We start from the raw sequence: 14,065 nt of genomic DNA, 5'->3' as shown, positions 1-14,065 counted from the left end.
AAATCTCAACTTACTTAAGATTTCTGATTACAGATTTGCGATTCGAAATCCATTCATCAATCAAAAATCCTCAATTGTTATTAAGCTCTTCTTTTAAATAGGGCAATTAGTGATCGGACATAATCCTGATCGGTTCTGATATTTGCCACATCTACACCTGAACGTTTAAAAGTCTCTTCGATTTTAGCTTGATTTTCTTTCCACCATTTGGCATGAGCGTTCCTTACCTTGGCACTTGATGTATCCACCCATTGATACTGTCGGGTTTCGGCATCGAGCATTCTTACAAGACCGATTGAAGGTAATTCTTCTTCACGTTTATCGTAAATTTTCAGGGCAACGACATCATGCTTGTTGTTGGCAATACTCAGGCTTTTCTCAAAATCCTGATCATCTATAAAATCAGATATCACAAAAGTGGTACAGCGCTTTTTAATAGCCTTAGTCAGGTAGCGAAGGGCATTATTAAGATCGGTTTTGCGATGTTCGGGTTTAAAATCGATTAATTCCCGAATGATTCGAAGAATATGCGACTTCCCTTTTTTAGGTGGGATGAACTTTTCAATAGTATCTGAAAAGAATAGGACACCAATTTTATCGTTATTCTGAATAGCAGAAAAAGCAAGTACAGCAGCTATCTCAGTTATTTGATTTTTTTTGAGTTTTGACATGGTTCCAAATTCACGGGAACCACTGACGTCAATCATCAACATCACGGTCATTTCGCGCTCTTCTTCGAAAAGCTTAACAAAAGGGGTATTGTAACGAGCTGTTACATTCCAGTCGATATTACGAATATCGTCGCCGTACTGATATTCGCGAACCTCGCTAAAGGTCATACCCCTACCTTTGAATGCAGAATGGTATTCGCCTGCAAATATATTTCGAGACAAGCCTTTGGTTTTGATCTCGATTTTTCGGACTTTTTTTAATAATTCACTAGTCTCCATTTTACAATTTTGAAAAGGTTAAAGTTTAAAGGTTAAAGTGAAAAAGTATAAGGTTAGAGTTGAAAGGGAACGATCTTGAGATCTTTTCACTTTATCCTTTTTCTGTATCCTTATTTTCTCTTTCTTTCCTTTAACCTTGAATTACGGTACTTCAACAGTATTCAAAATTTCAGAGATAATGTGTTCGCTGGTGATGTTGTTGGCTTCGGCCTCGTAGGTTAAACCAATACGATGACGAAGGACATCGTGACATACGGCACGAATATCTTCAGGAATGACATAACCACGACGCTTGATAAAGGCATATGCTTTAGCAGCTGATGCCAATGAAATACTTGCACGAGGCGATCCACCAAAGGCAATCATCTCTTTGAATTTTTCTAAGCCATAATCAGCCGGGAAACGAGTGGCGAAAATAATATCAACAATATATTTTTCAATTTTTTCGTCCATATATACATCTTTCACTACGCTTCGAGCCTTAATGATGTCTTCAGGTTTAAGAATTTGAGTGGCAACAGGGAATGCTTTTAGTAGATTCTGACGCATGATAATTTGTTCTTCATCTTTTTTAGGGTAGTTGATAACGACCTTAAGCATAAAACGGTCAACCTGAGCTTCAGGAAGTGGATAGGTTCCTTCTTGCTCAATAGGGTTTTGAGTTGCCATTACAAGGAAAGGCTCTTGTAATTTATAGGTGTGATCACCAATAGTCACCTGACGCTCTTGCATTGCTTCCAATAGTGCAGCCTGAACTTTAGCCGGGGCACGGTTAATCTCATCTGCAAGAATGAAGTTGGCAAAAATAGGTCCCTTCTTTACAACAAATTCTTCTTTTTTCTGAGAATAGATCATAGTACCTACAAGATCAGCAGGTAAAAGGTCTGGTGTAAATTGTATACGGCTAAAGTCTGCGTCAATTGTTGTAGCAAGGGTGTTGATAGCAAGGGTTTTTGCTAATCCGGGAACCCCTTCAAGAAGGATGTGTCCATTGGAAAGTAAGCCAATCAGTAGGCTTTCGACCAAATGCTTTTGTCCAACAATAACCTTATTCATTTCCATAGAAATCATATCCACGAAGGAACTTTCCTGCTGGATACGCTCGTTTAGCTCTTTGATATCAACTGTCTGGATCATAAAAAATATATTTTGCTTTTGTTATTAAACATTCAATCTGATTGGTAAGGAGAGACTTTGATTTTTGAAGACCGTTAAATGCTGAAGAAAACTTGATAAAACAGTCTTGTTTCAGAAATCAAATGACTTCCATTCAAAAAAAGTATGATTTGGAACAACTTTTCAGGGCAACAAAAATGTCAATTATTTTTTGTGCCCTACAAAGATAATTTTTTGGACTATTTATAAAAGTTGTTTGCCGTTAATTTTTGTTAAGCTTTATTTTTGTGGATGAGTTGAGGGGATGATGTCGTAACCGAAACTTTGTGTAATAGTGACGCTACTATATTATAGTGTAGTGGTCATACGATTACTACGATTGGAGGAGTTCCTTGAGTCTGTTTTATTTGAGTGCTTTTAAATAGAAACTAAAAATGCTTCCTTGTCCAATTTTGGTTTCAAGAGAGAGGTGGCCATCAAGCTTCTCAATGATTCTATTCACGATAGACAAGCCAAGTCCTGTGCCTTTTGTGAGCTTGTCTTTGTTTTTATCATGCTCATTAAAAATAATACATTTCAGTTCATCAGCAACGCCTTCGCCATTATCCTCAATGCTATATTTAATATAGCCATTGTCTGTTTTGGAACTGTATATTTTAATTTTAGGATTTGTTCCGCCATATTTAATCGCATTGCTGATAAAATTTAACCAGATTTCTTCAACCCATAGGGAATATCCCAAACAATTCGAGATTGTTTCGCTAATTTCAAGTTGTACTTCTCTTTCTATAATCTGATATTTTAATCGATCACAGGCAGAGTCGATTAATTCTTTCATATTGATTTCTACAACATCAACATCTTCTTTTTTCATACTTGCAAAAAGAAGAAGTTCACTGATAATATGGGTCATTTTTCTACTGCTTCGTGCAATTTCTTTTAAATACGTGTCCTGTTCTTCTTTTGAGAGTTTATAGTTTGGGTCTGTAAGTATTTCACTGCAACCAGTCGTACCAGCCAAAGATGAATTTAAATCATGCGCAACCGTATGTGCGAAGGCATCCAATTCCTGATTTCGTTTCTTAAGTTCATATTCAGCTTTTTTTCGGGTCGTGATATCTGTTAAAAAAGCGATTCCCAATTTACCCGATTTCATATCCAGGAAACTGATGCTGATTTCAACGGGAAAAGTCGAATTGTCTTTTCTTTTGGCAATCAGTTCAAGCTCTTTTCCCATGGGGCGAATTTTCGGGGCCTTGAAGAAACTTTTAACATGAAAATGATGTATTTGATGCAACTTATAGGGTATAAAAAGATTCATGTGTTGTCCGATTACTTCATGTTTGTCGTAACCAGTTAGTTTAGCCATACGGTCATTTATAAAAATAATTCGGCCCCACTCGTCTATGAAAATAACACCTTCAGCCAATGATTCAAGTAATGTTGTGATTGTAATATCATTCAATAAAGAGCCAGATGTGTGGGCTATTTCGTCTTGGAATTTGAATTCTGAAAGAAGTTCTGTTTGATTTTCCATTTTTAACGGAGTGTTAATGAAAGAATAAATGCAAATTAGATGCAGATTTATCGAAAAATGATAAAAAAGGCATTGAACACTTTGGTCTTTGCCTCTCTCAATTTATGAATATAGGAGATGTTTGCAAAATAAAAGACTGGCTTGTCTCTTATTTAGAATGATTGATTATTAGTTTGTTGTGTGTTGAATGGGTGAGGGTAAACAATTAATGTTTGTCATTATGGTGGGAGAGGTGCTTATAACTGATAGCCTCTTTTTTGTTTAGTGTAAGTTTTATAGTGATTTACGATTTGTTCCAGTATATCGTATTGACTAGTCGTTTGAGTAATGTTTAGTTTGGGGCCGCAATAGGCCATAAAATTGTCTAGTTCATCACCGCTTAAGCCTGTGTTGGCGGCTACAATTTCTCTGGTGTAATACTGATTTAGTATTTTTATTTGCCATTTATTTCGAATCATTTTAGCCACCTTCCGTTTTCTTTTTTCCTTCTTGCTGAATTTTGAGAAAAGAAAGGAGGCGGGTGTACCAATGGCATCCCAAACACTAAGATCTTCGATAATAGGGCGATATTGAGGCGGAACGATATTTGGTTTTTTGGTCTGGAAAGGTGCCAGTTCTTTTGTTATTTGAGAATTGAGAGCATATTCATTTTTAATTTCTAATTTCCGAAAGTCAGCTTTAAATTCGTCCCAGGTTCCCAATGCATATACACTAACTTCATTGAGTAAATAAGCGGTTTCATCCAAAGGAATTTGGAAGAATTGGGAGAGTGAGCTTCCGAAAATAAATGGAACAGCCCATTCTTTAGTTTTATAGCCTAAGGCTGAAACGAGTAGTGTATCTGATTGTTTAACCTGTAAATGGAATATACCCAAGCTATCACAAATCTGTCCACTTCGTTTGCCTTTAATAATAAGGTGTGAGAATGGGATGGGGCTTAAGTCAGATTTTGTAACAATCTGGCCAGATATACGGATGATGGAATCATTAGTTAGTGTAGCTGCACTTGATGAATTGCAGAAAAGGAAAAGAATCAAAACAAAAAGTAGAATTCGAATCATATATAAGTAGGAGATCAGGTTATTAATAAGCTCCTCTAAAGTAGTTAGGCTGGAAATATTAAACAATATGATTGTTTTACTTTTAACAGTATTTAAGCTTATTTAATATGATGGAATACAATGTTTTCTTGAGATTTGGGTATTTGTTATGGAGGAAGGCGTAAAAATAAAAAGAAGACCTCAATTAAGAGGTCTTCATTATAATGTGATTAGAGTCTGTTAGATGAAAATACTAGAAGCATTACCATAATAGGATTCATCGGTATTAAGGATGTTGACTTCTTTTGTGGTTTTATCAGTAAGATTTATTTTGAGCATGCCACTTGTTACATCGTTGTCGTCATCTAAAAAATATATTATTTCATTATTCGTTTCGTAAAAAGTCGGACGTCCATACCATAATTTGGGGTCTGAAAACTCCATAACAACTTCTTCAGATCCAGTGAGGGTGTTGATTTTTAATAAATCAACTTGTTGCTCAAATACCGTTTCGTTTGCCAAATAGATGCTATTGTCAGTTCCAATGATAAACCCATAAAGGCTTTTAGGATAGCTTAGTGGGACTAGTTTTTGTTTCTCAGTATTTAAATCAACGCTAATAAGCTTTGTAGATCGATCTTCCCATCCATCGTTATCGGTAATTATAAGAAGTTCGTTAGTTTCTTTAATAATTTTGGTTCCGAAAATATAATCCTCTGTTACTTCCGTTAGTAATTTTTGCTCACCGGTTTCTATATCAAATCGATATATGGATGATTTGTTGTGGTCTTCTTCAGTCCATTGAAAGTTCTTAATTAGGAACAGGTTACTTTCCCTATCTGATATTAAATTGATGTCTTCAAGATTAAGTGTTTCTTTGAATTCTTTTTCTGTAATCGTCTTGGTTTCGATATTTATCTTGAGCACAGAGTAATCTTTAACTGGCCATTCTGCTCTTTTCATTATAACAAGTTCATTTGTTTTGCTGAGATAACATAAAGACGAGTACATTAGATCAACATCATGTTCAATTTTAGGTAATTCTACAAATAAGTCTTCCTTCCCGGTTTCCGGGTCTATTGTCATGATATAATCACCCCCATTATCGAAAATGCATTTTAGAACAAAAAGCTTTTCTTTGCGTATAGTAAAGATTCCAAAGTCAATATTAGCTTCATCCACTCTTACACTTAGTTTACCGGTAGTTGCACCTTTAGGAATAGTAATTATGAGCTTTGTTGAAGTGGCTTCTTCAACAGGAATTATCAATTCGTTAAGGGTTACGATATTTTCCTCTTTTATTTCACTAAAGCCTTCTCCTGTAATTGTTATTTTATCTCCGAACCGACCTTCAGTAAGACTTAACTCTCCAGCTGTTAATATGATTTTGTCGTCATTGTCATCACTACACGAAAAGTTTAATATAGTTATCAGACAGAGTAATAAAAGTAGTTTTGTTTTCATGAAAATAAGTTGTTTTTAAGTGTAAATATTTATTATGTAACAACAAAAAAAGCTAAAAAATCAATATGTAATGAAATGATATATATGTTTAATAATACTTTGAAAGTTTTTTCATTTTTTGTGAGTTTGATAGTCTATTTTAATCAATTGGGTTAATTGGTTGAGGCAGAAATGAGAGCAGCCCAATCTCTAATGATAGAAATTGGGCTTCATATATTTGTAAGGCTTAATAGGATGTCTTTTATCCTTTAACCTTTTTCACTTTATACTTATCGATTAATCTTCCTGCGGGTTATTCAGCTTTAAAGAGAACAAAAGTAGGATCAGAACTAATACCCCACCAGCGATACCGGCAAGTTGGTAGCTGCCTGTTAGGGTGAATATACGAGAAAAGAATAGGGGAGCTATAGCTGAGCCAAATACCATAAGAGACATAGCTAATCCACTAATTGCACCCAAATGATCTTGTCCGAAAAAACGGGGCCATGTAATCGAAGCCAGCACAGAGAAAAGACCTCCCATAACACCATTACCAAGAATCAGAATGTAGTAACCACTCCAATGCGAAAGGCAAGATAATCCGATGCAAGAAAGCAAGCATCCCATAAGGTAAATAATTAGAATACGCTTAAGTGGCATATAGTCGCTTATTACATTTCCTGCCAGGGCAGCAACGATAGAAATTAGCGAAGCAGGAATGAAAATACTTAATGCTTTCTGTTCGCTATAACCTGATATCTCGAATATAGAAACCACATTAAAAGTGAAGCCTGTAATGAAGAAAGCACTAAAGGCAATGGCTAGCGCATAAACCCAAAAGATAGGCGTTTTCTTTGCTTCTTTTAGTGTGAACTGTTTGTTACTATCCTTAAAAGCTTTTTGTTTTTTCTCTTCAATTACTTTTCCATCTGGAATAAGTCCACATTCTTCAGGGTTATCTCTAAAGAAAACATAAGCAAAGACGATAAACGCAACAATAATGGCTGCCATAATCAGGTAGGCTGCGCTCCAATCGGTGCTATGGATAATGCCTGCTACAAAAAGTGGAGCTACAGCAAATCCGAAAGATTGAATACCCGAGGAGATGCTATTGGCTAATCCACGCCTTTTGTTGAACCACTTCATCAGCATATTGCGAGATGCTAATGTCAATACGCCCTGTCCGGAGAAACGAAGTATAAAGAATAACGCAGATACCAATATGAAACTGATTGTTGAAAATGAAATATTTGTCAAGGACGAAATACTCGCAGTCATCTGATCGCTTATAGAGAATAGCAAAAGTGTTATTGCAAGAATGCTTGCAGCAAGAATAGAGGTGAATCGTGCTCCAAATCGGTCATACACTTTTCCAGCCTTGGTTAGGAATAATGAACTCATGGCCGTACCAATCAGATAGGCAGAGCTCAGGGCGTCGCGGGAAAGTTGCAAAGCATCTATTAAATAATCTGTAAAGACAGATACTCCAATGGTCTGACCAGGGATAGAACAAATGATTCCTATTGTGGCAGCAATCATGGCCATCCACCCGTAAAAGACAGGGAATTTGGAAGGCGCAAAAGGTAAGTTGGGATGACGTTTTATTGGCATATTATAAAATTTTGCACAAAGGAAGCCAAATTCGCCGAAAGAAGAAATTTATGTTGAAAAAAGGTCGGAAAGCCAAAAGAATGATGGGGTAGCTGAAAAGTGTTGAATTGAAGGCTTTCATAAAAATGCCACAATCTCAATATTGAAATTGTGGCTAAATTAGTAGGTTATTTTAGTCCCAGTGGCTTTCTAAGCTTCTTGTTTTCTAGCATTCATGTAATGTAAAATGAACCAGAAAATGCCCGCGACAGAGAATAGTATGGCACCTGTTAAAGGTGGGATCATACTTACTTTTAATCCGCCAACAACTGCTGCTGGTGAAACTGATGGGACATCTTGAATGGAATTAAGGGCATTTGAAAGGCCTATACCTTGACCAAGAAGGCCGAGGAAAAAACTTATACTTCCTAAGAATAAAATGGCATCTAAATGTCGTTTCGTAACAAAACCAAGTTTTAGAAACTTGATTAAAGTTAATAGTGACCATATAATGGCGCCCAGTCCGGTAAGCACTATAACAGTCATGAATAGGGTACCGCCTTGAAAGAAAAGATCGATCATGTTTTAAAAGTTTAGGTTAAACAAAAATACGAATCAAACCTATCGCTTGTTAATTTCTTTTCAAATTTATTGCGTTTAATAGGTAAAGAGTTAAGATGAATAACATATAAATAAGGTTAAGTTGTTTTTTATATACAAGTCAATCGTTTTCATATGTTATACGAATTTTATGATGTTGTATCATAATGCTTTGTTTGTTGGAGGTTTGTGTGTGATGTGTAAAAGGTTTCTTCGATCATGTAAATGATATTGTTTTGTCGTTAAGCTTATAATTTGGCTGTTTGTCGTATATCATAAGTAAAAGGTTTTTGCTTCAGACTAAAATATCTATTTTCGTAACTGCTATGATGAAAATTTCAACTTTGCTTAATAGGAATCTTGTAAACTGGAGAAGAACAGCTCTATCTCTGTTGACTTGGTCTATGGCTTTTTTGTTTATATCTGTCTTTTTCGGTTTGTATAGCCAGGATTATTATAATGCATTAATTTTTTGTCTTTGTTTTGTGCCTCTTGCTTACGTTTGTACGCGTATTTTAAATAATTTTATAATTCCACGTTACTTATTAACCAAGCGTTATTTTAGGTTTGGCTTGTATCTATTTTACCTGCTGTGTTTATCTCTGAGTATTGAAACTTTAATCATTGCAGGTCTTTTTGTTTTAGTTTGGAATTATTCTCTTGTGGGAATTGATCCTGCAACCATGGATGTGCGTTTTTTTCTCGTTGGTTTATACTTTGTGATTTTGGTTGGAGTTGCCTATCGCCAGCTTCAAAGAAGTTTGCAAGAACAACGATTAAGAGAACAACAGGATAAGATAAAGGTAGAGACTGAATTGCGTCTTAAGGAGGCAGAATTAAATTTATTGAAAGCTCAAGTCAATCCTCATTTTTTATTCAACTCCTTAAATAGTATTTATGGATTGAGTCTTGAAAAGTCAGAAGAAACGCCTCGGATGATTATGCTTCTTTCTGAAATATTGGATTATACGCTTTATGGATGCAATACCAAATTTGTTCCCATATATAAAGAGATTGAATTGGTTGAAAATTATGCAAACATTCAAAAGGGACGTTTTGGTGAAGCAATTTTTCTGGATATCGATCTTGAAGTTGGCAAGCAAATGAACGAAATGATAGCGCCTTTGCTGCTTTTGCCTTTGGTTGAGAATGCCTTTAAGCATACCGATAGAAAAGATGATGTGGCGAGTACTATTGCAATACATCTTGATTTAGACGATGATTTTTGTTTTAGGATTAAAAATCCGATTCGAATCACCAATGCTTCTAAAGGAAATGGGGGAATTGGGTTGGAAAATCTTCGTAAACGACTTGAACTAATCTATCCGGCAAGGCATGAATTAAATATCAAACAGGATGATGGCTGTTTTGATGTGGAATTGAGATTGACGATAATTTAAATGATAGATATGCAAAAAATAAAATGTCTGTTGTTAGATGATGAACCCATTGCCATTCGTGTCATTGAAAGGCATTTGGCGAGTTTTCCCGAAATGGAGATTGTGGGCAGGTTTCAATCCGCTCCATCGGCGATGAGTTTTCTGAGGGAGCATCCGGTTGATTTAATTTTTTCAGATATTGAGATGCCTCAGATTAATGGTTTGCAATTCCTGAAATCATTAAAAACGCCACCTGCTCTTATCTTTACAACGGCTTACCGTAATTATGCGGTGGAAGCTTTTGATTTGGATGTGGTCGATTACCTCGTGAAACCCATTTCACTTGAGAGAATGGCTCGGGCAATCAATCGTTACCATGACAGACAAAAGTCAAGCAGAGAACAGATCGTGAGTTTACCTTTAAAAGAGGAGGTTCTCAATTTAAAAGTTGATAAGAAAATTGTGCGTTTAGATTTGAGTAAACTCGAATATTTTGAAAGTTTTGGTGACTACGTCATCTGTCGATATGAGGGGAAAAAGCTAGTGAGTCGGGAGACCCTTTCTCATCTTATTGAATTGCTACCATCGGATAAGTTTATTCGCATTCATCGTCAGTTTATTGTTCCCTTAATCAAAATAGAATCGATCTCTGGTAATAGGGTTTATTTAAAAGGGAAAGAGTTTCCCGTGGGCCGATCGTATCGCAATAGTTTAAAAGAGAAAATGAATTTGTAAACAAAATATCAATCAGATATTTAAACTTTTCCAACTTTTTGATTTGCTTTCACCCAGTTCATCACATCCTGATAGCGATAGCGCTCCAGTTGTGCAAAGCCTGGCATTCCTTTAGCTTTAATCGTTGTGAATTTAGGTGTGTAGATGCCACATAAAAACTTCGTGATTAATTCCGGGCTTTCTTTCTCCTTAAGACTGGAACGTAGTTTTTCCGTCAGATCACTGAAATTGAAAGTTTCCAAATGAGCTAATGCGTCGCTTTGGGCCACTTTGACACCTCCCGATGAACAAACAGAGCAGTGTCCACATTCATTTATGGCTAATGTTTCACCAAAATAAGCGGCTAATCGTGTACTCAAACAGGATTCCGATTCAAATAAGGCAATCATGCTTTCGATACGCTTGACTTCAGCACTTTCTTTCAATTTGAATTTTTCGAATAGATCCAAAGCCAATTTTTCAGTTTCGAACTGGGGTTGAAGTATAGAAAAAACGTCGGCCATTTGTGAGGCTTCTAAAATCAGCCAGCCTTGTTCGCTAAAATATTCCAAAGCTGCAATGATACGTTGACGATCGAGTTTGGGGTTTTGTTTGATGTTATCAAAGTCAACCGTCCACCATTTTCTGGCCTTCGAACAGGAATTAAATATTTCCTGTATGAACTCTTTTCTTTCACCTTTGAATTTGTTGATAATGCTTTGTTCATCAATATTCAAAGCAAAGCGATACGATGCAAAGTAGGCGTTTAGAGGTTTAAGAATACCCATTATTTCAAGATAAACCAGTAAAGTTTTAATAGGTAACATTCGAATGTTGCAAAGAGCAGGAAGATTCATCAACCTGACATCCCAGAGTTCACCTGCATTCTTAATAATTTCCAGTAGTTTTTTGATGCCTTCGTATTCAGGCGTATCGCCGTAAACAAAATTCTCCAGAATGTTAACATTATCCCGATTGGCTAAAACCAAACAGTTGGCTGCTTGATTGTCACGACCAGCCCGTCCGATTTCCTGTGAGTAATTTTCAATGGATTTTGGAAGATCGTAATGAATCACGTTACGGATATCGCTTTTGTCAATTCCCATTCCAAATGCAATGGTTGCTACAACGCAATTGATTTCACCTTTCATAAAACGATTTTGGATCTCTTCCCTCAATTCATTTTTTAAACCGGCGTGATAGGCCGTAGCAGCAATACCCGTTGAACTCAGAAAGTGAGCCACATCTTCTGCCGTTTTTTGCAGTGTGACATAGATGATGCTGGCTTCCTTTTTTTTGTTTGAAAGGGTCTCAGCTAAAACCTGGTTTTTATCAGATTGTTTGACGGGAATTACTTGCAAATTCAAGTTTGAACGGTAGAAGCCTGTGATGCTGACATTCTCTCTTGCAATATCGAACTTGTAACACATATCCTCAATAACCTTGGGTGTAGCGGTTGCGGTTAATAAGAGGCTTTGTTCGATATTGAATTCTTTTTGATAAGCAGGAAGTTTTAAATAATCCGGACGGAAATTATGTCCCCATTCTGAAATGCAATGGGCTTCGTCCACAACAAGCAAGGAAATTGGAATCTCTTTTAAAAAGCGTCGAAAACGCTCATTTTTAAAGCGCTCTACTGAGATCATTAAAATTTTATGCTTGTTTTCTTTGATTCCTTTCATTACTTCCATTTCCTCTTCTCTCGAGAGACTGGAATCAATACGAACGGCTGAAATGTTTTTTGAGTGTAGAAAATCAAGTTGATCTTGAATCAAAGCCAGGAGAGGTGAAACAACCAAAGTTAGGTTGGGAAGCGTAAGCGCAGGCAACTGATAACACAATGATTTTCCGGATCCCGTAGGGAAAATAGCTATTGCAGATTCTCTATGGGTAATTTTAGTAATCACTTCTTCCTGGCCTTTGCCGAATGTTTGAAAGCCAAATTGTTGTTTAAGAAGCTGATGTATCATGATGATGCGTTTGAATATTCGTTCCGGAAGTTCATTGATTATTGAACAACGAAATTAATAAAATAGGCAGATTAATATTAGAGATACTGACAAAATTTCAAAACGATATTCTTTTGGACTTAGCTTTGCTTTCATTAGTGAATAAATTCTAATTAAATTAGTAAGTCTGAATCTGGTATTTTGAATTGGCTTAATTAATAATTAGTTAAAATTTAGTTGAATTTTGCCAATCGAATTGCATTAGATACATTTGTGAGAATATGCGCGGAAGCGTGATTTTATAACTCATCCAGGACTGAAGAGAGGTAAGGCACGAATGATAAATAGATTAATAAAGAATATTCAGAGGCAATTGTCTCTTTCTAAGGTGGGTAAAGATCTGATGATTCTGGCTCTACCCATAATTGGAGCTCATCTTTTACATACAGCCTACAACCTTACTGACATGATTTGGGTCGGGGAATTGGGGAGTGGTGCTGTTGCAGCAGTTGGAACCGCAGGTTTTTTTATCAATTTAGGCTGGGCTTTAGCTTCAGTTATTACGGTAGGAGTTAACGTTAAGATTGCACATTCTTTAGGAGCTGAGGATCATGAGGGGGCAAGCCGTTATACCATAGCAGGTCTTTGGGGAGTGAGTTTGCTTTCGGCAATTTTTACATCCATACTTTTGATGTGGCCCAGTGAATTTATTGCCTTTTTCCACATGAAGGATGTTCATGTTAACGAGATGGCTACATCCTACCTGAGTATTGCTGCCTGGGGAGCGGTTCTGAATTTCATGAATCTTCTGTTTATCTCAGTTTTTAATGCACATGGTAAGACCAAAACCTCGCTCAAGGCCAGTCTCGTTGGAACGTCACTAAATATTTTATTAGATCCGATCTTTATTTTTGTGCTTGATTTGGGCGTAGACGGGGCGGCTTATGCCACAATTATCGGGCGTAGCATTTCACTTTTGTATTTTATTTTTGCTTTGAAGCGTTGTTCTTCTATAAAGTTTAAAGGCTATCTGCCACATTTCGATAAAATCAAATCTTTTCTTATCGTTGGCTTTCCAGCTGCATTTCAGCGTATTTCGTTTACCCTTATTTATATTGTAATGGGGCGTATCATTGCTGAATGGGGACCGACGGCTATTGCAGTTCAGAAGATTGGCGTTCAGATAGAGGCCTTTACCTTTATGATTGTAGGTGGCATTATGCAGGCCGTCACAATTACGGTTGGAAAGCATTACGGTGCAAAAAAGATGGAGGAATTACCTAAAGTATTTAAAGCTGCCTGGCAGATTGCATTTTCGGTAGGGGTGGTGACAACACTTATGTTTGTACTAATTCCGGAAACCTTATTTTCCATATTTGTCCCCGAAAAAGAGAGTATTGCAATGGGGAAAGATTACCTGATGATTTTATCCATTTCACAGTTGTTTATGTGTATGGAAATGATTGCTGCAGCCGTTTTTCATGGTGTTGGGAAAACTTATGTGCCAGCTATATTGAGCGTGGTTTTGACGAGTCTGCGAGTCCCTGGTGCTTATTTGTTGGGCTTTTTCACTTTTCTCAGTTTAAATGGAGTTTGGTGGAGCATCAGTGGAACAAGTATTTTAAAGGGGGTGATCCTGTTTTTCATTTTAAAAGCTTATTTTAGAAAGAATAATTTGAGATTTGAAAAAGTTTTTAAATTCGGTAAAGCAATCACTGATAGTTAGCTTTTTAATAGGAGTAAGACA

Annotated in this window: 11 protein-coding genes; 3 read left to right on the top strand and 8 right to left on the bottom strand. The window is 36.5% G+C overall.

The genetic code is table 11. The features are described from left to right. Positions 1-80: 80 nt before the first annotated feature. The 7 genes from EV201_RS03405 to EV201_RS03375 all read right to left on the bottom strand — a co-directional run bounded on the left by EV201_RS03405 (position 81) and on the right by EV201_RS03375 (position 8,258). A complete protein-coding gene (locus EV201_RS03405) occupies positions 81-950 on the bottom strand; it encodes a DUF58 domain-containing protein (RefSeq protein ID WP_130305994.1) in 870 nt (289 codons plus the stop codon). A 141-nt stretch (positions 951-1,091) separates the two neighbouring features. After that, positions 1,092-2,087 carry an AAA family ATPase gene (locus tag EV201_RS03400; RefSeq protein WP_130305993.1) on the bottom strand — a complete coding sequence of 332 codons (996 nt, stop codon included), beginning with the start codon at positions 2,085-2,087 and terminating at the stop codon, positions 1,092-1,094. 382 nt (positions 2,088-2,469) lie between these two features. Then, positions 2,470-3,603 carry a PAS domain S-box protein gene (locus tag EV201_RS03395; protein WP_130305992.1) on the bottom strand — a complete coding sequence of 378 codons (1,134 nt, stop codon included), beginning with the start codon at positions 3,601-3,603 and terminating at the stop codon, positions 2,470-2,472. Positions 3,604-3,839: 236 nt separating this feature from the next. Further along, the gene (locus tag EV201_RS03390) at positions 3,840-4,664 is read right to left on the bottom strand and encodes a carboxypeptidase-like regulatory domain-containing protein (protein ID WP_130305991.1); all 825 of its coding nucleotides are present in this window, start codon (positions 4,662-4,664) and stop codon (positions 3,840-3,842) included. 219 nt (positions 4,665-4,883) lie between these two features. Then, positions 4,884-6,107 (bottom strand): IPT/TIG domain-containing protein, encoded by a 1,224-nt coding sequence (locus tag EV201_RS03385; protein WP_130305990.1) that lies wholly within the window; start codon positions 6,105-6,107, stop codon positions 4,884-4,886. A 276-nt stretch (positions 6,108-6,383) separates the two neighbouring features. Beyond that, complete coding sequence (locus tag EV201_RS03380; RefSeq protein ID WP_130305989.1) at positions 6,384-7,697, bottom strand: MFS transporter; 1,314 nt, start codon at positions 7,695-7,697, stop codon at positions 6,384-6,386. Positions 7,698-7,886: 189 nt separating this feature from the next. Beyond that, on the bottom strand, positions 7,887-8,258 hold the full coding sequence (locus tag EV201_RS03375; protein ID WP_130305988.1) for a MotA/TolQ/ExbB proton channel family protein: 372 nt from the start codon (positions 8,256-8,258) through the stop codon (positions 7,887-7,889). A 344-nt stretch (positions 8,259-8,602) separates the two neighbouring features. On the opposite strand from EV201_RS03375, the gene EV201_RS03370 reads away from it, so the two are divergent. Both EV201_RS03370 and EV201_RS03365 read left to right on the top strand, forming a co-directional pair. Beyond that, entirely contained in the window at positions 8,603-9,676 is a 1,074-nt protein-coding gene (locus tag EV201_RS03370) for a sensor histidine kinase (RefSeq protein WP_130305987.1), read from the top strand. 9 nt (positions 9,677-9,685) lie between these two features. Then, entirely contained in the window at positions 9,686-10,390 is a 705-nt protein-coding gene (locus EV201_RS03365) for a LytR/AlgR family response regulator transcription factor (RefSeq protein WP_165389571.1), read from the top strand. Between the two features lie 20 nt (positions 10,391-10,410). Here EV201_RS03365 and EV201_RS03360 read toward each other — a convergent pair whose 3' ends face one another. Next, positions 10,411-12,339: a RecQ family ATP-dependent DNA helicase gene (locus tag EV201_RS03360; RefSeq protein ID WP_130305985.1), complete on the bottom strand. Its 1,929-nt coding sequence runs from the start codon at positions 12,337-12,339 to the stop codon at positions 10,411-10,413. A 316-nt stretch (positions 12,340-12,655) separates the two neighbouring features. Between EV201_RS03360 and EV201_RS03355 the strand changes: the two genes are divergently transcribed. After that, positions 12,656-14,044: an MATE family efflux transporter gene (locus tag EV201_RS03355; RefSeq protein ID WP_130305984.1), complete on the top strand. Its 1,389-nt coding sequence runs from the start codon at positions 12,656-12,658 to the stop codon at positions 14,042-14,044. Positions 14,045-14,065 lie beyond the last annotated feature (21 nt).

Origin of the sequence: Ancylomarina subtilis (assembly GCF_004217115.1) — a bacterium.
Taxonomy (GTDB): domain Bacteria; phylum Bacteroidota; class Bacteroidia; order Bacteroidales; family Marinifilaceae; genus Ancylomarina; species Ancylomarina subtilis.
The sequence above is the reverse complement of the archived record's forward strand: the minus strand, read 5'-3'. Positions and strand labels throughout refer to the sequence as shown.